Source organism: Pacificoceanicola niger (assembly GCF_048553275.1).
Taxonomy (GTDB): domain Bacteria; phylum Pseudomonadota; class Alphaproteobacteria; order Rhodobacterales; family Rhodobacteraceae; genus Pacificoceanicola.
This window is the reverse complement of the sequence record NZ_JBLZMW010000006.1, coordinates 92,062-111,996: the sequence shown is the minus strand read 5'-3', so window position 1 is coordinate 111,996 and position 19,935 is coordinate 92,062. Positions and strand designations below refer to the sequence as shown.

The following is a 19,935-nucleotide window of genomic DNA, read 5'->3' as shown; positions in this document are numbered from 1 at the left end:
CCGCGACGGGATCACTTATCCATGCGCACCCGCAGCGTCACGTCGCCGAGCATCGGCTCGGGCCAGGTCACATGCACCTTGTCGAGATTGCCGCCCTGCTGCGCCACCGCATAAGGATTGTGGTACTTTGAGACACCGTTTGCATCGCGCGGACGCGACCGAACAACAAGGCTCTCGACTTCCAACGCCCGACCACCAAAGGGGAGACGGTTGTCCGTATCGACTTGCCAAACCTGTGCGTGACTGTTCTGGCTGTGCGTGACCAACAGCGGGTTCTCGGCACCGGATGTCACGTTGTGATAGGTGTTGCCGGTGAAATAGACGTTCTTCATGTTCGCCAGGTTGAGGTTGGCAAAGGACGTGTCGACACGCTCGACCCGGTCGATCCCGGCATTCACACAGCGGAACGTGTTGCCCGACACGTTCATACCATTGATGTAGTGGCCGGTGCCGTACGGTTTGACGACGATAGACGTGAACCATGACGCAACTTCTGAGGACAGCATCACGTTGTTGGTGATCGACAGCCCCGCAAAGCCAAAGCCCCCGGAAAAGTCCGGCTCCGGCTCGCGTTCGTTGGTCCACTCGATAAAGCAGTTGTCGATGTAGTTGCCGGTGATCTGGCAGTTGCAGGCACGCAGCGCGATGATGATGCCCGCGGTGCGAACGCCGCTTGGGTTGCTGTCCCCCTGGAAGAAATGGTTGCCGGAGATGATCGTATGCGCACCGCTGATCACAGCGAAATGGCGGAACTGCGAGGCCCGGCAATTGCGGATCTTTACGTCATTGGCGTTGGTGTTGATCGCCACGGATTGACGGCTCTGCGCCCATGTGCCGCCCTCGTGCGAGATGAACTGGCAATGATCGATCAGCAAACCCTGACAACCGTCTCCAGGCGAGGTAATGCCCCGATCAAGCGGGCGGTTGAACACGCAGTTGCGGATCACGTTGATCGTGCCCAGCGGCGCCAGCATCACACCGGACGCACGCTCGCTGCACTGGAACTCCACGCCTTCGATCTCGAACACGTTCAAGCGGTCAAACCCGCTGAAATCGAGGATATATTTGAACCGCGTGAAGGTATAGTTCTGCGTGCCCACCGCATCGGAGAGCGGCTGTGACAGCTGCACCTCCTGCGCGCTCACATCGACAGAGCGGACATAGATCTCTCGGCCAACCCCTGCCCCCTGCACAAGGCTGCCAGGCTTGATATTGGCGATATTGGCGACATTGGTCAGCTTCCAGCCGTTGTTGGCCGAATAGGTCGCCGTGCTCGTCACCGTCTCCGAATTCCAGGCGCTGTTTTCTTCGGCGCGCAGCTGGCCATTCCGCAGAACCCGGCGCTGCGCATAGGTCGTACGGTTCGGAACGGCGGCCTGCACATCAATCGGACCGTTGATCGAAATCCGGCGACCGCCAAGGTCGAGGCTCTCGTGGTCGGAGTTGTTCATCAGCGACTGAATCGCCTTCTTCAGAGCCATCTCTTCATCCCCGCCAAAAGCGTCGATATAGGTTGGCAGCTCGAAATCCTTGGTCAACGACAGGATCGCGTCGGTCGGCATGCTCAACTTGCCTTCGAATTCGATCCGGTTGGTGATCTCGACGGAGGAATTGAGCCGGAACGTGCCTGCCGGGACAAAGATCTTGCGCCCGTTTGCATCGGCATCGGCGGCCACAAAGGCGGCAGTGTCATCGGTGCTGCCGTTGCCGATTGCACCATAATCGCGCACGTCCACGACATTGATCATGTCGCGCAGGAAGGCTTCGGTGAGATCCTCGATGACGATATCGTCGATGCGGAACACACCGCCGCTGGCGCCGGTCAGATCAATCCCGAAATGGCCATAGGTGGCCGTCGGCCCCCAGGCCATGTCCACGCCGCCGCGTACGCCGGTCCCGACGATGGCAGTGGCCTCGACAACCTCACCATAGGTGGTCAGCGCCGTGCTCGGGCCGGTGGTGGTAACACCACCGACCTGATTTCCATTGTCATCGCCCGGCCAGCCCGCGATGCGCACATTGGCAAGCGATCCGGCCATGGCCTTGATCCGCACGGTGATCTTCAGATAGCAGCCGGGGTAAATCGGCGTCTGCCCCATATAGCGCAGCTTTTGTGTGCTGTCGGTTTTCTGAATTTCGAGACATCCGGCAAAATCCGCATCCGCAGGCACAAAGGCGGCGGTCGGCAGATTGTTGTAGGTTGCCGAGCCGGGGGTGCCATCCCCCCGGGAAAACAGCCCCAGGTTTCCAGCTGCAAAGGCCGGGGGCATAAAGACCACACCGTCGGTAATCGCTTTGTTCATCGGGTTCCCTTTCCACGCGAGAGGCAGTGTCGCCTCGGTCGGGAAGAGAAATACTTGCGCCAACGTTAACGCCCTTTTGCACCACCGTACGGTGCCCGCCGCGACAGCCCCATCGGTCGCAGTGGTTGGGCCATGTCGCATTTTCACAACGGGAAAAAGCCGACGCCGCTCCCTGTCGTTCGAGGCGCACCGCCAAGAGCCGAACGCCTCCTTCTTCGATCCGCCCGAGCAGACCTGTCACAGAACTCCGGTGAATCCGAAACGGCTCAGGCACTGACGTCCGGCGCAGGCAGGATCTGAACCCCGTCTATGCGCCAGCCATCCTCGTACTCGCCCATTCGATAGTCGAGCACATGGGTTCGCCCATCGCTGTCCTGCACGATTACCTTCTGCCACAGGGCGCCGCTGATCTCGCGCAGTTCGCCAAATCGCAAATCCTGCGGACGATGCACCATCGGATATCCGTTTTGCACCATCGCCCCAAAATTTTCGGGTGTGCGGAACATGCTCTGAATCCCAGGGCCGGCAAATTCGAAGGCCGCACCGAAGTCATCGAGAAGAAAAGCGTCGATCTGACTTTGGATCGTGCCTTCGATGGCGGCATCCGGCGCCAACCCCTCCTGCGCCAGTCCCGGACCCGTCAAGAGCATCGCAAGAACCGAACCATATATCAGACGTCGCATTCACCTTCCTCCCGATCGCAGCCGATCTTTGGAAAGTAGAACGTCTCGTATTCGGGTCAAAAGCGCCAGATTTGATTGGCACTCTGTAAAGGCTCTGGGTGTACAAACAGGCAGCCGCGCCCAATGGAATGCTGCTCAGGACAAAAAGAAGGAACGAACAATGCCCAGGGCCTATCCGACCTATCCTTATATCGAACCTCTCTCCGCCGACATGACAGAGGAGGAAATTGTTCAATTAATCAATGATATGATGTCTCAGAATCCCGGCCTGTCCTTGCGCGACGGCGGTCCGTTGGACAAACTCTGCCGCGCCCTGAACGTCGACGTCGAATATTCGGAGATGCCGAACGAGATTCTCCTGGACGTGCCGCTGGACCGGCGTCCGGTGATCTGGCTGCCGAAAATGGGACGCACGCGGCAGGACCGCATGACGCTTGCGACCGGTCTTGGTCACTGGCTGCTGCATATTCCCAAGACCCGTGAAATGCATCCCAATGTCGGCATTCAGGCATTGTATCACCCAACCGACAAGGTTGCCCTGCGCGAAGCGCGCATCTTCGCCTTTGATCTGTTGATGCCGCAGGAAACCTTCACCACCCTCTGGTATGAAGGCAAGGCCCAGCTCGTCTCCGAAACGCTGAACGTGCCAACGCAGGCGGTCTACGACCGTGCCCAATGGCTTGACCTGACCAAGGCCAGCGCACCGGCGCCGCAGTCCAGAAAAGAGGATCACGATCCTTTTGTAGCCCCGGCACCGAGCAAGCCAAAGGAAGCGGCGCCGCCCATGCCCTCCGTCGGAGGATACGCGCGACGCATCGGCTCCTGATCGCGGTCAGCCGAGTTTGCCAGCCAGCCCCGCTTCGATCAGGGACACGGTCTCGCTGACACCATAAAGCGCTATGAAACCGCCAAAGCGCGGCCCTTGGCTCTGACCAAGCAGGACCTCGTAGAGCGCCTTGAACCAGTCGCGCAGCGGCTCGAACCCGTGTTCCTTGCCGACGGCAAACACGAGGCTCTGCAATGATTCGTCGTCCGCTTCGCCGTCATAGGCCTTCAGACGCGCCGCGAGATCGTCCATGGCCGCCCGTTCCATATCACTGGGCGCGCGGAAGGTCTTGTTCGGCTTGACGAAATCCTCGTAGTACTTGACGGCATAGCCCGCCGCCGCATCCAGATCCGGATGGGTGTCCGGCGTCGCGTCCGGTGCATACCGACGAATAAAGCCCCACATGGCATCCTTGTCCCCGGCCCCGGCCGCACTTGCCAGGTTGAGCAGCATGGAGAACGGCACCACCATCCGGCTCTCCGGCACATCGCCATTGTGGATGTGATACACCGGATTGTTCAGCTGTGCTTTCACGTCCTGGCCATGATAGGCACGCAGCTGCTGATGATACTCGTCCATCGCCTTGGGAATCACGTCAAAATACAGCCGCTTCGCCGTCTTCGGTTTTTGGTACATGAAGTATGACAGCGACTCCGTCGACGCATAGGTCAACCATTCGTCGATCGAAATCCCGTTGCCGGACGACTTCGAAATCTTCTGGCCTGTGTCGTCGAGGAACAGCTCATAGGTGAAATGCTCCGGCGGCCGCATACCCAGAACCCGGCAAATGCCGTCATAGATCGGCGTATTGGTCGAGTGATCCTTGCCATACATTTCGAAATCGACGCCCAGCGCGGCCCAGCGTGCGCCAAAATCCGGCTTCCACTGCAGCTTCACGTTGCCGCCGGTCACCGGCAGCGTCCACTCTCGCCCGTCTTCGTCGTCAAAGGTGATCTCGCCTTTCGCCGCATCGACGTGTTTCATCGGAACGTACAGAACCCGCCCGGTCTCCGGATGGATCGGCAGGAAGATCGAATAGGTCTGCCGCCGCTCTTCACGCAGACTTTTCAACATGATTGCCATGACGTCATCATATTTCTCAGCCGCGCGCAGCAGCACCTCGTCGAACTGCCCCGAGCGATAGAACTCCGTCGCGGAATAGAACTCATACTCGAACCCGAAGGTGTCGAGGAAACGGCGCAACATGGCGTTGTTGTGATGGCCAAAGCTCTCATGCGTGCCGAATGGATCGGGTACGGAGGTCAGCGGCATCTGCAAATGCGCATGCAGCATCTCCTGCTCGGGCACATTGCCCGGCACCTTGCGCATGCCGTCCAGATCGTCGGAAAAACAGATCAGCCGCGTCGGGATGTCGGACATCGCCTCGAAGGCGCGCCGGATCATCGTCGTGCGCAGAACCTCGCCGAAAGTGCCGATATGCGGCAGGCCCGACGGGCCATAGCCGGTCTCGAAAAGCACGTAACCCTTTTCAGGCGGCGCCTTTTCATAGCGTTTCAGAATCCGGCGCGCCTCTTCAAAGGGCCAGGCTTTCGAGCTCATCGCCGCTTCGCGAATCTCGGACATCTGAAACACTCCATTTGGGATATCAGCGCGCTTCCTATTGCCCCGGAGCCTTGGCGTCAATAAATTGCGCTGCAACGCCGCACTCGCCCGAAAGGCACCCCATGAACGACATCTCGCATCCTCTGAGCCCGCAGGACGCCCTCGTTACCTTGATGATCGCCGTCTCCGCGTCGGATGAAAACGTGCGGACAGCCGAGCTCGTCAAGATCGAGAGCGCGGTGGACAATCTGCCGATCTTTGCCGACTACGACGCGGACCGCATCCGCGACATGTCCAGCATCGTCTTTGACCTCTTCGAGCAAGAAGACGGGCTCGACGCGCTCTTTGGCCTGATCCGCGACAACCTGCCCAAGCATCTCTTCGAGACCGCCTATGCATTGGCCTGCGACGTCGCCGCTGCCGATGGCACCCTGCGCGAGGCCGAACTGCGGCTGCTCGAAGAGATCCGTTACGAGCTCGACCTCGACCGCCTGCATGCCGCCGCCATCGAGCGCGGGGCAAGGGCGCGTCACCTGGCCGGCTAACCCGCGCAGCCTCCCCTCTCTCTACTCTGTGTCAAATCTGCGGGAAAAAGCCCCCTGCGGTCGGGTTTCCCTGACTGCCCGGTAACTGTCTGTATTGTAGAGTATTTGCAGACATTTAACGTCAGAAGAAGCCAAGTGAGAAATTCGGGGGTCAAAATGAAACAACGCATTCTTGCCGTGGTCGGCATCATTATGCTGAGCCTGCTGCCGGTGCTCGGAGCGGCGGCACCGCTCATCGCCAAGGTCGATGTCTCCGCTCAGACGATGACCGTTCTTTACAACGGAGAGGTGGCCTACCGCTGGCCGGTCTCCACCGCGCGCAAAGGCAAGTGGACGCCGCGCGGCACATGGTCCGCGAAGTGGCTGTCGAAACACCACAAATCCAGCCTTTACAACAACGCGCCCATGCCCTTCGCGATTTTCTTCAACGGCAATTATGCGATCCACGGCACCAATCAGGTCAGCCGCCTCGGCAGCCCGGCCTCCGCTGGTTGCGTCCGGCTGCATCCGGATCACGCGGCACGTTTGTTCGAACTGACACAGCGCGTCGGCAAACAGAACATGCGCGTCGTCATTCAGAACTGACTTACCCGGCGCGGCGGTCGGCACGCCGTCCCCGCGCCGTCATGCACCGTAAAGCACGCTCCAGCGTTCGATCAACGCCTGCTGCAGGGCCTTCGCCCGCGCGTTCCACGACGCGCCGCCCGGCGGTCGCTCCCGTTCATTCCTGTCGAGCTTGGCCCGTTCGGTCTGGTTTGCTGCAAAAATCGCAAAGACAAGCTCGGTCCCATCCGGCAAATCAACATAGCCTGCAAGACCGCTGACGAAATTCAACGTCCCTGTCTTGGCATGCACCTTGATCGGGTGATCCTTGACCAACCGGCGCTGTTCATCCCGGAAATAAAACGGTTTGAGCAAGGCCTTCAGCCCGCTGGTCTGGCGCAAACGGCGCAGCGCTTCCATCATGTCCGGCGCGCTGATCCGGCTGTCCTCCCCCAGCCCCGAATGGTCCACGAACGCCATGCTGTCCAGGCCAAATCTCTCGCGCCCCCAGGCATTCATGACATCGGCGGAGCTTTTGAGATCCTGCGGAAAAGTCCCGGTTTTCTTGACCGTTGCGGACAGGCCCACGCTTTCGGCCGTGAGGTTTGTCGACCAAGTCAGCATATCCCGAAGGATCACACGCAGCGGTTCGCTCTCATGCCGCGCGAGTGTCTCGCCCTCAGGCAGCGCTTCAATGACAATCGGCGCGTTGAGAACGATGCCATGCGCACGGGCGAAGGTCTGGAAAACCTCGCCGGCGTAGATTTCCGGCTTTCGCACAGGCAACCAGCGCGCGCCGCCATCGCCCAGCGCGCCCTTGGCCACGCTCCATTCATCGCGCCCGCCCCGGTCGTTGTAGGTGTAGACCGGCAGGCTCCGCGCCTCCACCGCCATATGCGCAAACTGCACAGCCGGACGATGGGATTCGCTCCGCCCGTCCATAGTCACCGTGTAGCCCCCGCCCGACCGGCGCCACTCGAAATGCACACGGTTGTAATTCAAGTTCAGACCGGAAACCGCCGGACTGTAGCCCACATGCTCGGGCTGGTCCGGGTCGATATGCGCGACGTGTGGCAACGCCCCGCCCCAGACCTTGAAGCCCCCTTTGACCGCACGGATGCCCGCGCCCTTGAGTTCTGCAGCCAGAGCCGCCAGCGAATCGGTGTCAAGAGTGGGATCACCCCCGCCCGCCAGGATCAGATCGCCCTGCACCACGCCGTCGGTAACACCACCTGTCGCGATCACCCGCGTGATGAAATGGTGGCCCGGTCCGAGAACGTCCAGTGCATAGGCAGCAGTCAGCGCTTTGGCCACGCTGGCGGGCGGTTGGCGCAACGACGGTTTGTGCTCCTCAAGGATGCCGCCTGTCTTCACGTCGGCTACGCAAAACGCCACGTCACCGCCGAGTTTCGCGAGCGCGATCAACTCATCGGCAGACGCTTGGATTTGCTTGCGGAATTCTGTACCTCGCGCGATTGGGCGAAGCGAGCTGTTCGGGGCGTTGGCGACGGCTGACCCGGCCGCCATGCTGGCCACCGATGCCAAAGAAATCCTCAGAAATCTGCGTCTCGAAAAATCTTTCGTCATGCCCTGATCTAAGCTGAACCCGGCCACCTGAGCAAGCGTTCAGCCTGAAAGTGCCGTTCACATTTTCCTGCGTTTCGGCCAATGGCCCACACCGATTCGCAAAGCCCTGTCAGCGCTGCCATCCGCCGCTGGCCCGGATCGCAGATGAACTATGGGGCTTCATCGGAATGTTAATGAAACACCAGCACGGCGCCGCGGAACTGCCCAGCAAGCGCGACGAGTGTGCAGGTAGCCGCGCGCTTTGATAAACTTCTGCTGCCACGGAGTTGCAGGCGGGCAGTCGCGCGGTCGGGCGCGCGAGGACGCCAACCGGAACACGGTCCATCAACGTTTTCCAGTCTTGCCACAGATGCAGGCTGGCGAGGTTGTCCGCGCCCATCAGCCAAACAAAGCGTACGCCCGGCCAATGCCCCTGCATCAGCGCCAGCGTGCGCGCCGTATACCGGGATCCAACCCGCCTTTCGAAATCGCTGACAAGGATTCTCGGATGATCGACCAGCGCCCGCGCCACGGCAATGCGCCGGTCTATCGGTGCTGGGGCGTCGCGCTTGAGGGGGTTGCCTGGACTGACAAGCCAGACCACGCGATCGAGCCCGAACCGCTTGAGTGCCTCACGCGACAGGTGCAGATGACCGACATGCGGCGGATCAAACGATCCGCCCAGGACACCAACGCGCATTCCGGGTCGCAGGACCATACCGTCTTTCCAGCGCATCACGTCCCTCTCCCGTCACGCGCGCCACACCGTTGTGACACTTGACCCGGGCATAGTCCGTAAAAAAGCGCGCATCAAGAAAAGGCGCCCGACAACGGGGCGCCTTTGAGGGGACGGTCGACTCTGGGTCCGGCCAATCGGGCCATCCCGCAGGGCAAATCAGAATTCGTCCCAGATATCGACAGAACTGTTAGACTTGAGAGGCTTGGCAAGCTTGGGACGCGGCGCATCCGTGCCTGTCGCTTTGAGGACCACTGGTTCGGTCGGCAGAACCGAAACCGTATCAAGCGCATCCCATCCAAGATCACTCGTATCCGCATGAGGTGAGGCCGCTGGATGGGCGCTCTTGGTTGCGACAGTCGGCGCAGTCACTTGAGGTTGATCATCCTCGCCGATCACGAAGCGCGCGACCAGGGACCGAAGGTCGCCGGCCTTCGACTGCAACGCCCGACCCGCAGCGGCACTTTCGCCAACCATCGCGGCATTCTGCTGCGTAACCTCGTCAAGCATGGTGATGCCATTGTTGATCTCTGTCAGACCCGTCGCCTGCTCCGAAGCTCCGGCGGCAATGTCCCTCACCCGCCCGGATACCTGGATCACCTCCTGCAGAATTCGTTCGATCGATCCGCCCATATCGGACACCAGACGCACGCCATTGCTCACGCTGTCATTGGAATTCACGATCAGGTTGCGGATCTCGGCAGCGCTGTCCGAGGATCGCTGCGCCAAGGCACGCACTTCGGATGCAACAACCGCAAAACCACGACCGACCTCGCCCGCGCGCGCTGCTTCGACACCGGCATTGAGCGCCAGCAAATTGGTCTGGAAGGCGATGTCTTCCATCACCTGGATAATCTGGCTGATCTGTTTGGATGAGGTCTCGATTGCCCCCATCGCCTCGACAGCCCGGCTACGGACCTCCTCGCCATGCTCCGCCTGCTGGCGCGCGGCGGCGATGGCGGTGACGATCTCTTTCGCACCGCCAGCAGTCGAATTGACGCTCTTGGTGATTTCTTCCATAGCCGCCGCAGTTTCTTCCAGCGTTGCAGCCTGGTTTTCCGTGCGCTGCGAAAGGTTGTCCGCCCCCTCGCTCAGGATCTGCGCATCCTCGTCGATCGCTTCGGCGTTCAAACGCAATTCCCCGATAACAAGCGCGAGGGAGTCGACCGTGTTATTGAAATTCACCCGCAGCCGGTCATAGTTCGCGCCGAGATCTTCGGCGATCTGACACTGCAACTGGCCTTTGGCAAGCGCGCTGAGACCGCCACTGATCACATCCATGACGTGCGACTGATGTTTGGCCTCGCGCTCGCGCTCCGCCGTCGCCGCGTCCGCGCTGGCAAGCCCGACCTTGAAATGATCAAGCGCCCTTGCGATATCGCCGATTTCGTCGCCGGTTTCAGCTTCGGCCACCGGGCTGTCATAGTCACGTGCGGCGATACGTTTGACGCTATCGGACAGACCGGTGATGCGCCGGGTCAAGAGCCGGGCAATCCCGAAAGCCAGAAGAACAACGACAAGGGCAACAACAACGATCTGGACCACCGTTGTGATGAACAACGAATTCTCGACGGCAAGGAGTTCATCGACGTCCTGTTCGAAGACCACGTGCCACGTCTCATTTCCGGTCGTGAGGTTTGCGCTCCAGATCCCGACTGGCTGTCCATCAAGGCCAAGCCCGCGATAATCACGCAATACGACATCATCCTTGACGGCCGCAAGGTAATCGCGCTCCGGCAACATGTCGAGCGTGCGATGACCGTCTTCGAACCGCGAATCCGACAGGGCCATGCCCTGATCGTCGATGATGTAGATCTGCCCGGTCTCGCCCAGAATATCGCCCTGCGCGAGAAGCTCGCTCAACCAAAGCGTATTCATCTGCAAAGCCACGACGCCCATGACTACCCCATCCGAGCTGTAGATCGGGGCGGCCACGAAGCGTGCGGCCAGGCCGCCGCTCGGCGCGTAGGCCGAGAAACTCGAAAACACACTTTCGCCTTCCGGCAGCTTCATGGCGTCGCGAAACGCCTGAGCCAACCCGCTGTCGGCGTAAGGGCCGGTCAACAGGTTCGTGGCAAAATCAACTTCCTTGAAGACCGAGTAGACCAGATCGCCATCCGGCTTGATCAGGAACAGATCGTGGTAGCCGCGTTGATTCTGAAAGTTCCGCAACGATCCGTGGAAACGGCTGTGCAATCCGCTCCAGGCTGAACCATCATCCGCCTTTGACAAATCGTCTTTCTTCCCTGTCGGGTTCGGATTGTCTTCGATGTAGACGCGTTGCAGGTACGTTTTCGGATCTTCTCCCGCCGCCAGCAGGAACTCCCACGCCCGAACAAATCCGGTCAAGGCGTCGCGCACCGACGGATCGGAGGCCAACCCTTTCGCGTCAAGGCTGGCGCTGCCCTGCCACTGCTCGGCCCCGCGAACCGCGTTTTCCGTCACCGCACGGAACGACGTGTCGCGCCGTTCGCTCAGAGCATTGCTTGACTGGACATAGCTGAAGATTGACGCCGCCACGGTAAGCAGGATCGTGGGCACAGCCAGAATAATGGGCAATTTCCATGCAAGTTTCATGCGTTGCCATGGGTTGCGTGCCGTCGGGTTGGCTAACTGCTGATTCATCAAAGGCTCTCCGCTACGGATCTCAAAGGTACGGCGCACAGCCGGTACACTTCGCAAACTCATGAACCGCAGTTCTTTAGATCGAATTAAGGTGCCAGCGCTTTTCCGACCCGCCGGGCCTCACGACCTTCCGGAGTTATCTCTATAAATCAGATGCTTGAAGCAGACCCCCTCGTCTCGCCCCATCCAAAATCTAAATCTTTAGCTACTGGAGGAGCTGAAAGGTGCCCCCGATTGCACCGAGACGCACAACAGGATACTTCCCTCATCCAAACCTCACGAATGCAAGCGGAGCGGATCATGGCCTCTTACCAGTATGTCTATCACATGGACGGCGTCTCCAAGACCTATCCCGGCGGCAAAAAGTGCTTTGAAAACATCCGCCTGAGCTTCCTGCCAGGGGTCAAGATCGGCGTCGTCGGTGTCAACGGCGCGGGCAAGTCCACGCTGATGCGGATCATGGCGGGAATCGACAAGGACTTCTCCGGCGAGGCCTGGGCCGCCGAAGGCGCCCGCGTCGGCTATCTGCCGCAGGAGCCGCAACTCGACGAGTCGCTCTCCGTGCGCGACAACGTCATGCTCGGCGTCGCCGAGAAGAAAGCCAAGCTCGACAAATACAATGAGCTGGCGATGAACTACTCCGATGAAACCGCCGATGAAATGGCGCAGCTTCAAGACGAGATCGACAGCCAGAACCTCTGGGATCTCGACAGCCAGATCGACGTCGCCATGGAAGCGCTCCGCTGCCCGCCGGACGACGCCAATGTCGCCACGCTTTCGGGTGGGGAAAAGCGCCGCGTCGCCCTGTGCAAACTGCTGCTCGAAGCGCCCGAGATGCTGCTGCTGGACGAGCCGACCAACCACCTCGACGCCGAAACCATCGCCTGGCTGCAAAACCACCTGATCGAATACAAGGGCACGATCCTGATCATCACCCACGATCGCTACTTCCTTGACGACATTACCGGCTGGATCCTGGAAATCGACCGGGGCCGCGGCATTCCGTATGAGGGCAACTATTCGGCATGGCTGGAGCAGAAGGCCAAGCGGCTGGAGCAGGAAGCCCGCGAGGACAAGGCCAAGCAAAAGACCCTCGAACGCGAACTCGAATGGATGCGGCAGGGCGCCAAGGCGCGTCAGGCCAAGTCCAAGGCCCGGATCAGCGCCTACAACGACCTCGCCAACCAGTCCGAGCGCGAGAAGCTCGCCCGGGCCCAGATCATCATCCCCAATGGCCAACGCCTCGGCCAGAAGGTGATCGAGATCGAGCACCTGAAAAAGGCGATGGGCGACAAGCTCCTGATCGAAGACCTCAGCTTCTCCTTGCCGCCGGGCGGCATCGTCGGCGTCATCGGACCCAACGGCGCGGGCAAATCCACCCTGTTCAAGATGCTGACAGACAACGAAAAACCGGACGAAGGCACCATCGAATACGGCGATACCGTGCAGCTGGCCTACGTCGATCAGTCCCGCGATGATCTCGAAGCCAATGCCACCGTCTGGGAAGCCATCTCCGGCGGCGCCGAGTTGATCAAGCTGGGCGATGCGGAGATGAACAGCCGCGCCTACTGCTCCGCCTTCAACTTCAAGGGCGGCGACCAGCAGAAGAAAGTCGGCTCCCTCTCAGGCGGCGAACGCAACCGCGTGCACATGGCGCGCCTCCTGAAGGAGGGCGGCAACGTCCTTCTGCTCGATGAGCCGACCAACGATCTTGACGTGGAGACCCTCCGCGCGCTCGAAGATGCCCTCGTCGATTTCGCGGGCTGCGCTGTGGTCATCTCGCACGATCGTTTCTTTCTCGACCGGATCTGCACGCACATTCTCGCCTTCGAAGGCGATGCGCATGTGGAGTGGTTCGAAGGCGGATTTACCGAGTACGAAGAGGACAAGAAACGCCGCCTCGGCGCCGATGCGCTGGAGCCCAAGCGCATGAAGCACAAGAAGTTCACGCGCTGATCTTTTGATAACCGGGCCGGGGGGCGACCCTCCCGGCCCCAATCGCCCCCGGCGCCGTCAAGGGCTCATGGTCCGAATGTCCTGACCGTCTCCTCACCGGAACAACTCCGGCGGGCCTCGACATGCCCTGCACGCGCGAGAATACCGTCGGACAAGCTCACCTCGCTGACGCCCGTCAACGCCCCGAAGATGTGGTAAGAATACCGCACCATCCCCATGCAGATGCCTCCCGTTTCCAACGCCCCTTCGAACGGGAACGGTCTGGGGGCGATCGTCAGCTTGGCCAGGAAACCGGTCCTGAAGGGCGCATCCTCCACAGCGCAGCGGGTTGCCTTGTCTTCATAGCATCGCATTTTCGTGCAGACCTGCATAACCTCCGCAGGCCCACCCAAAATCGTTCGGGACAAGACAATCTGGTCGGAACACGCCTTGGTATCTTTTGCCACCGGACGGACCCAGCGCTCCGTCTGCTTCGGATCATCGGGCGGGAGCCTGGAAAGCACGGCCATGATGCCCGTGGCGCGGTCACCTTTCGGCGAAATCGCGATACGCGACACCAGATCTTCGACCACCACCTCCGCCACAAGCCAATCGGCTTCAACGATCTCGATGGATTGCCCGGACACCGCCTCTGCATATCGTTGCATGAGGACTTCCTCATCCGCGTCCCGGAGTGCCGTCTCCAGGCCAATCAGATCCCGCACTGAAACGGCGCGCACCACGCCATCGACCGGAACGAACACCGCCTGTCCCAGCGACCAGAGAAAATCGTCCGTACCGTATTCGAACTCCCCGGCCTGCCCCAGGGGCTTCACTTCTGCGCCGATTTCCAGATCCGACAGCGTTATCCGCAATTGCTCGATCGTCTCTTCCGCAGAGCGCGCATCATTGATTTCAATGGATTGCGCGGGAAGTCGGCTTCCAAAGGCGATGACCGCAAGCGCGCCCAGAATCACAAGCACCCAAAAGATCGTCTTTCCGGTCCAAAATCCACGCGGCTCTTCGGATGACATGCACACTCTCCCTCAGCTTGCTCGAGCTCATCCTAAAACTCGGCTTGGAATTGTGGCGAGTCTTTTCTCTTGCGTCTCTCTTGCGTCGTTCTTTCGGCCTGCCGCGGCGTCAGGGGCCGAATGCTCTGTCCGTCGGTCGTGGCGCGGGACAGCGTCAAAGCCGCGCATGCCTAAGGGCAGCGGCACGCAAACCTCGACCGAAGAACGCCCTGCCCGCCGAAACAGCGAAGACCCGCACAAAAGCCGTCTCATTTTCTGGCCAGGGACGCGCTGTGATTGAAAAGTTGCTCCAAGAGGTATTGAAACGAATCGCGTTCGCTGGCATATGAACACCTGCTACGTTACCACGATCGCCTACCCTGTCTCCCTACCCGGCGACAGAGCTCGATTCTGCTCTGACCTACGCCGGGCCGCTGCACCTCCGCGAGCGGCAATAAACTAGGAGACACGGATATGGCCACTGGCACCGTGAAATGGTTCAACACCACTAAAGGCTACGGCTTCATCGCACCCGACAATGGCGGCAAGGACATTTTTGTTCATATCTCCGCAGTTGAGCGTTCGGGTCTGACCGGCCTCGCCGACAACCAGAAAGTTCAGTATGAGCTGCAGTCCGGCCGTGACGGCCGCGAAAGCGCTTCGGATCTCGAACTGCTCTGATCGACGCAGGGCATCAATCGCCCGCAACGATCCAAAGCATCTGGAAGCGCCCCCAACGGGGCGCTTTTTTTTTGCCTTGCCTGCAAGGTCAGAGGATAAGCGCGACCGGCAGCCACATGCCGATCCCGAAGACCGTGTGCGCGATCAGCCCCATGATCCGCCCCTTCCAAGGCGTATCGGTCTTCGACAAGGCGTTGCCCAGCCCCATGCCCGGTTGCAGCAGGAACCATCCCGCCGCAATGGTCACCAGGGCAAACAGCCAAAGCGGCAGGAAGTTCGGATGCGCCAGCCACCCGCCTCCCGCCAGCAGGACGAACAGCACACCATAGACCACGCCCACCCCGTAGTGAAAGACCCAGCCGATGGCCGTCTCACCGCGCACCGGCTCCGCCGCGCCGATATCGTCGTGAAAGACCGTCCCCCGCGGCAGATGCGCAACCCAGCGGCCCACGTTGCCCCAGTTCGGCATCCCCTGCCCAAGAAGCCGGTTCAGCAGCAGGGCCCAAAGGTCCATTGCCACCGTTCCGACAAGCCCCATGACCAGTCCAATCCAAATCAAGCCCATGTCGCGTCCCCTGTGTTCCCTGCGCACCCTGCCCCGAACAACGGTGGGACACAACGCCGCCACAGGGGCGAAATTTACCAATTCTGCCGTAACGTCAGCGACAACCGGTCAACAGAGCGCGCCGCGGATCGGAGTTTTGTACCATTTGGCGCGAGAATCGTACCATTTCCCGCTCAGAGGGCCGAACCGCGCGTTTCGCATTCTCGGAATTTTGTACCATTTCAGGCCGATTTCGTACCGAATTCCCCTGTGATCTGCCTGCAGAACCGGGGTTAACGGACCGGGCGCCACGATCATTCCGCTTGCACAAATCTGCGCTGCGGCGTTTTCTGCGCGCAAGGAGGAGCTCATGCTACGCACTATACCCGCCATTCTGTCACCCGACCTGCTTCACACGCTCCGCGCTATGGGGCACGGCGACGAAATCGTCATCGGTGATGCAAATTTCCCTGCAACATCAATGTGCTCGCGCGTTCACCGTCTCGACGGAATCAGCGCGACAGACGTGCTTGAGGCAGTTTTGACGCTCATGCCACTCGACAGTTTCGTGCCCGACCCGGCCCTGACCATGCAAGTCGTAGGAGAGCCGGACGCCGTCCCGGAGATTGTTGCGCAATTTCAGCGCATTATCGACAAAACGGCAGACACCCCGGCGCAGATTTCAACGCTTGAGCGCTTCGATTTCTACGATCGGGCCAAGGGCTGCTTCGCCGCGATCCAGTCCGGAGAGGGCCGCCTCTATGGCAATATCATCCTGAAAAAGGGTGTGATTCCGCCAGGTTAACTCGCCCACTCGCCCTGGCGGAAGACCGGCACCCGGCTTCCGTCAGGCTTGATCCCGTCGATATCCGTCTGCGCACCGCCGATCATCCAGTCCACATGGATCAAGGACGCGTTGCCGCCCCGCGCCTTCACCTCGTCTCCGCTCAAGCTCGCGCCATCCAGAAAACACTTGGAATAACATTGGCCTAGCGCAATATGGCAGGCGGCATTCTCATCATAGAGCGTGTTGTAGAACAGCAATCCGGACTGAGAAATCGGCGAGGAGTGCGGCACCAAAGCCACCTCGCCCAGCCGCCGCGCGCCCTCGTCCGTGTCCAGCAGCTTGAGCAGCACCTGCTCGCCCTTCGCCGCCCGCGCCTCCGTGATCTTGCCGCCCTCAAAGCGCACTTCGATCTCATCAATCAAACTTCCCTGATGTGACAAGGGTTTAGTTGAGCGAACATAGCCGTCGACCTTCGCTGCATGCGGCGTGGTAAAGACCTCTTCGGTGGGCATGTTCGGGTTGCAGACCACACCATTCTGCGCCTGCGACGCGCCGCCCATCCACTCATGCCCTTCTGCCAGACCGACGGTCAGATCGGTGCCCGGACCGGTGAAGTGCAATGCCTCAAAACGCTGCGTATTCAACCACTTGGTGCGCTCGGAGAGGGCCGCGTTATGGGCCTTCCACTCCGCCACGGGATCGTCACCCTGCACCCGCGACGCGGCAAAGATCGCATCCGCCAGCTTCGCCACGGCCTCCTCCTCGGACAGCTCGGGAAAGACCCGCCTGGCCCAGGACGCCGTGGGATAGCTCAGGATGCTCCAATTCATCTTGAAGTTAGCAATGTGTTCGAGCGCCGGACGGTAGGCAATCGAATTGGCCTTCCCCGCCCGCGCCACCTTCTCCGGATCTTCCTCCGCAAGCAGCATCGGATCATCGCCCACGATCGCCATCCGCGCCGCGCCATTGGCAAAACCGGCCGCCATACCATCCAGAAGCCAATTCGGCGCCCTGTCGAAGCTGTCATCGTGGGCGTTGCGATACCGCGCCAGCGTGATCTCTTCATCCGAGAACATCGGCGTGACCACCCCCGCACCAGCGCGGTAGGCGGCCGCCGTGATCCGCCGGACCAGAGGCAGGGCCGTGATCGGCGCAGTTAGGATAAGATCCTGACCTTTCTGCAGATTCAAGCCTACGGAAACGGCCACCTCGGCGAGGCGATCAAGGGCGCGGGGGTCGATGAGATCTTGTGTCATGGATCCATGCTGGCACCAGATTTCACAAATGAAAAGGCCGAAAACGGCGGGACAGATCGACAGCCTCCAGAAAGGAAATTAAGCTGTCGCAATGACATGCACGAAAACGATGGCGGCGGCAGCAAACCCATGGATCCGAAGGGCAAAGCGGCGATGACGCGGGCGCGACCCGAGGCGCCCCGCGCGCCGCATTTCATTGTCACGATCTATGGCGACGTGGTCGAGCCGCGTGGCGGCACCGTCTGGATGGGCACCTTGATCGAAGCCTGCGCGGAACATGGCATCAGCGAAAGCCTTGTCCGGACGGCCGTGTCGCGGCTTGTCGGCGCTGGTCAACTGGACGGGGTGCGGATCGGACGAAAGAGCTATTATCGACTTTCGGACGCGGCGCAGACGGGGTTCGCGGCGGCCTCTCGCATCCTCTTCGACCCGCCGCCGCCTCCGGATCGGTGGCTGATTGCCATGCCGGGGAGCGCCTTGGGATCGGACCTTCGGTTTCCCTGGGTTCGGATCGGATCTGGCGTTGCTCTCGCGCCGGAATGGCAGGATCTCATGGCACCGGATGGGGCCGTGTTCGAAGCGCGATCCTTGTGTGGGGACATCGCGGCGCTGGCGTCGCAGCATTGGGCACTCAACGACGTGGCCGCGGCCTATCACCTTGTTTTGGAACGCTTTGGCAACACTCCCGACCCGGATAGCATGTCTGGGCGCGAGGCACTGTCCCTGCGTTTGCGACTCGTGGACGACTACCGCCGCGCCGCCCTGTCAGACCCAAGGCTGCCGCGCAGCGCCCTGCCCGCCGACTGGCCTGCGGAGGCGGCGCGCGCGCTCTTTGTCCGCATCTACTGCGCGCTGTCGCCCGTCGCCGATCACTGTGTCTCGTCGCTCTTTCGCGATCAGAACGGCCCCCTCCCCGAGACGACGCCGGCAACGGTGCACCGGCTCGGGCGGCTCCAAATCGAGTGCGGCGCGACCTGACCGGACGATTAAACATCACACGGAAAGTCAATTTTTGTTTTACATGTGATGTTTGCTGCGTTAGAAATTCCCCGACCGCCCGGTCAGGAAACAGATTCGGGCGCCGGGAGGAGATTACGAATGACTGACGCGTTTATCTGTGATGGTCTGCGCACGCCAATTGGCCGCTACGGTGGCGCCCTGTCCGCGGTCCGTGCCGACGACCTCGCTGCGATCCCCCTGGCCGCGCTGAAGGATCGGAACCCGGGTGTCGATTGGGACGCTGTGGATGACGTCATCCTTGGCTGTGCCAATCAGGCAGGAGAGGACAATCGCAACGTCGCACGCATGGCCACGCTCCTCGCCGGGCTTCCGGTCAGTATTCCGGGCACCACGGTCAACCGCCTTTGCGGTTCTGGCATGGATGCCATCGGGCTTGCCGCCCGCACCATCCGTGCCGGTGATGGCGATCTGCTGTTGGCGGGAGGCGTCGAAAGCATGTCACGCGCGCCATTCGTGATGGCAAAGGCGACCGCCGCCTTCTCCCGCAACGCGGAAATCTACGATACGACCATCGGCTGGCGTTTCAAGAACCCAAAGATGGACAAGGCGTTCGGCACGCATTCGATGCCGGAAACGGCGGACAATGTGGCCGAGGACTACGGCATTTCCCGCGCCGATCAGGACGCTTTCGCCCTCGAATCCCAGCGCCGCTGGGACGCGGCACACAAGGCCGGGCACTTTGCCGAGGAAATCACCCCGGTGACGATCCCGCAGCGCAAGGGCGATGCGATTATCGTCGACACCGATGAACACCCCCGCCCCGACACCACACCGGAGCAGATCGCAAAGCTGCGCGGCGTCAACGGCCCGGACCTCACCGTGACGGCCGCAAATGCCTCGGGTGTGAATGATGGCGCCTGCGATGTGATCGTTGCCTCCGAAGCCTCTGCTATCGCCAATAAACTCATCCCCCAGGCCCGCGTGGTGGCTATGGCCGCCGCCGGGGTCGAACCGCGCGTCATGGGCATCGGCCCGGTTCCCGCCACGCGCAAGGTGCTCGCCCGCGCCGGACTCACACTCGGCCAGATGGATGTGATAGAGTTGAACGAAGCCTTCGCCGCGCAGGGCCTCGCCGTACTCCGCGGGCTTGGCCTGCCCGATGATGCGCCCCATGTAAACGCCTGTGGTGGAGCCATCGCCCTTGGCCATCCGCTTGGCATGTCGGGCGCGCGACTTGTGCTCACTGCGACGCGGCAACTGCACCGCACCGGCGGCCGCTATGCGCTTTGCACCATGTGCGTCGGTGTCGGTCAGGGGATCGCGATGATCCTCGAACGCGTCTGACGCCCCCAATACTTCAGGAAAGGAC

Annotated in this window: 17 protein-coding genes; 8 read left to right on the top strand and 9 right to left on the bottom strand. The window is 60.9% G+C overall.

From position 1 onward, the window contains the following. Positions 1-11 precede the first annotated feature (11 nt). Positions 12-2,303, bottom strand: a complete 2,292-nt coding sequence (locus ACN2XU_RS10040) for a glycosyl hydrolase family 28-related protein (RefSeq protein WP_419410300.1) — start codon at positions 2,301-2,303, stop codon at positions 12-14. A 266-nt stretch (positions 2,304-2,569) separates the two neighbouring features. Beyond that, on the bottom strand, positions 2,570-2,986 hold the full coding sequence (locus ACN2XU_RS10035; protein ID WP_419410299.1) for a DUF4864 domain-containing protein: 417 nt from the start codon (positions 2,984-2,986) through the stop codon (positions 2,570-2,572). A 28-nt stretch (positions 2,987-3,014) separates the two neighbouring features. Here ACN2XU_RS10035 and ACN2XU_RS10030 point away from each other — a divergent pair, with 28 nt between their 5' ends. Beyond that, positions 3,015-3,812, top strand: coding sequence for an ImmA/IrrE family metallo-endopeptidase (locus ACN2XU_RS10030; protein WP_419410298.1), 798 nt, complete (start codon positions 3,015-3,017; stop codon positions 3,810-3,812). 6 nt (positions 3,813-3,818) lie between these two features. Here ACN2XU_RS10030 and ACN2XU_RS10025 read toward each other — a convergent pair whose 3' ends face one another. Then, positions 3,819-5,396 carry a lysine--tRNA ligase gene (locus ACN2XU_RS10025; RefSeq protein ID WP_419410297.1) on the bottom strand — a complete coding sequence of 526 codons (1,578 nt, stop codon included), beginning with the start codon at positions 5,394-5,396 and terminating at the stop codon, positions 3,819-3,821. Positions 5,397-5,497: 101 nt separating this feature from the next. Here ACN2XU_RS10025 and ACN2XU_RS10020 point away from each other — a divergent pair, with 101 nt between their 5' ends. Together ACN2XU_RS10020 and ACN2XU_RS10015 are read left to right on the top strand one after the other, a co-directional pair. Beyond that, positions 5,498-5,920, top strand: coding sequence for a tellurite resistance TerB family protein (locus ACN2XU_RS10020; RefSeq protein WP_419410296.1), 423 nt, complete (start codon positions 5,498-5,500; stop codon positions 5,918-5,920). A 156-nt stretch (positions 5,921-6,076) separates the two neighbouring features. After that, complete coding sequence (locus tag ACN2XU_RS10015) at positions 6,077-6,505, top strand: L,D-transpeptidase (RefSeq protein WP_419410295.1); 429 nt, start codon at positions 6,077-6,079, stop codon at positions 6,503-6,505. Positions 6,506-6,544: 39 nt separating this feature from the next. Here ACN2XU_RS10015 and dacB read toward each other — a convergent pair whose 3' ends face one another. The 3 genes from dacB to ACN2XU_RS10000 all read right to left on the bottom strand — a co-directional run bounded on the left by dacB (position 6,545) and on the right by ACN2XU_RS10000 (position 11,390). Then, the gene (gene dacB / locus ACN2XU_RS10010; RefSeq protein WP_419410294.1) at positions 6,545-8,050 is read right to left on the bottom strand and encodes a D-alanyl-D-alanine carboxypeptidase/D-alanyl-D-alanine endopeptidase; all 1,506 of its coding nucleotides are present in this window, start codon (positions 8,048-8,050) and stop codon (positions 6,545-6,547) included. Positions 8,051-8,159: 109 nt separating this feature from the next. After that, a complete protein-coding gene (locus ACN2XU_RS10005; RefSeq protein WP_419410293.1) occupies positions 8,160-8,765 on the bottom strand; it encodes a nicotinate-nucleotide adenylyltransferase in 606 nt (201 codons plus the stop codon). A gap of 159 nt (positions 8,766-8,924) precedes the next feature. After that, a complete protein-coding gene (locus ACN2XU_RS10000; protein ID WP_419410292.1) occupies positions 8,925-11,390 on the bottom strand; it encodes a methyl-accepting chemotaxis protein in 2,466 nt (821 codons plus the stop codon). A 300-nt stretch (positions 11,391-11,690) separates the two neighbouring features. Between ACN2XU_RS10000 and ettA the strand changes: the two genes are divergently transcribed. Then, positions 11,691-13,346 (top strand): energy-dependent translational throttle protein EttA, encoded by a 1,656-nt coding sequence (gene ettA, locus ACN2XU_RS09995; protein ID WP_419410291.1) that lies wholly within the window; start codon positions 11,691-11,693, stop codon positions 13,344-13,346. A 65-nt stretch (positions 13,347-13,411) separates the two neighbouring features. Here ettA and ACN2XU_RS09990 read toward each other — a convergent pair whose 3' ends face one another. Beyond that, positions 13,412-14,359, bottom strand: coding sequence for a hypothetical protein (locus tag ACN2XU_RS09990; RefSeq protein ID WP_419410290.1), 948 nt, complete (start codon positions 14,357-14,359; stop codon positions 13,412-13,414). 453 nt (positions 14,360-14,812) lie between these two features. Here ACN2XU_RS09990 and ACN2XU_RS09985 point away from each other — a divergent pair, with 453 nt between their 5' ends. Continuing rightward, a complete protein-coding gene (locus ACN2XU_RS09985) occupies positions 14,813-15,019 on the top strand; it encodes a cold-shock protein (protein WP_419410289.1) in 207 nt (68 codons plus the stop codon). A gap of 88 nt (positions 15,020-15,107) precedes the next feature. On the opposite strand, the gene ACN2XU_RS09980 is transcribed toward ACN2XU_RS09985, so the two are convergent. Further along, positions 15,108-15,584, bottom strand: a complete 477-nt coding sequence (locus ACN2XU_RS09980; protein WP_419410288.1) for a DUF2938 domain-containing protein — start codon at positions 15,582-15,584, stop codon at positions 15,108-15,110. A 349-nt stretch (positions 15,585-15,933) separates the two neighbouring features. On the opposite strand from ACN2XU_RS09980, the gene ACN2XU_RS09975 reads away from it, so the two are divergent. Further along, entirely contained in the window at positions 15,934-16,368 is a 435-nt protein-coding gene (locus tag ACN2XU_RS09975) for an RbsD/FucU family protein (RefSeq protein WP_419410287.1), read from the top strand. On the opposite strand, the gene ACN2XU_RS09970 is transcribed toward ACN2XU_RS09975, so the two are convergent. Further along, positions 16,365-17,606: an aminopeptidase gene (locus ACN2XU_RS09970; protein WP_419410286.1), complete on the bottom strand. Its 1,242-nt coding sequence runs from the start codon at positions 17,604-17,606 to the stop codon at positions 16,365-16,367. The genes ACN2XU_RS09975 and ACN2XU_RS09970 overlap by 4 nt on opposite strands. 96 nt (positions 17,607-17,702) lie before the next feature. On the opposite strand from ACN2XU_RS09970, the gene ACN2XU_RS09965 reads away from it, so the two are divergent. Both ACN2XU_RS09965 and pcaF read left to right on the top strand, forming a co-directional pair. Beyond that, a complete protein-coding gene (locus ACN2XU_RS09965; protein WP_419410285.1) occupies positions 17,703-18,584 on the top strand; it encodes a PaaX family transcriptional regulator C-terminal domain-containing protein in 882 nt (293 codons plus the stop codon). Between the two features lie 120 nt (positions 18,585-18,704). Next, complete coding sequence (pcaF, locus tag ACN2XU_RS09960; RefSeq protein ID WP_419410284.1) at positions 18,705-19,910, top strand: 3-oxoadipyl-CoA thiolase; 1,206 nt, start codon at positions 18,705-18,707, stop codon at positions 19,908-19,910. The last annotated feature ends 25 nt before the right edge of the window (positions 19,911-19,935 follow it).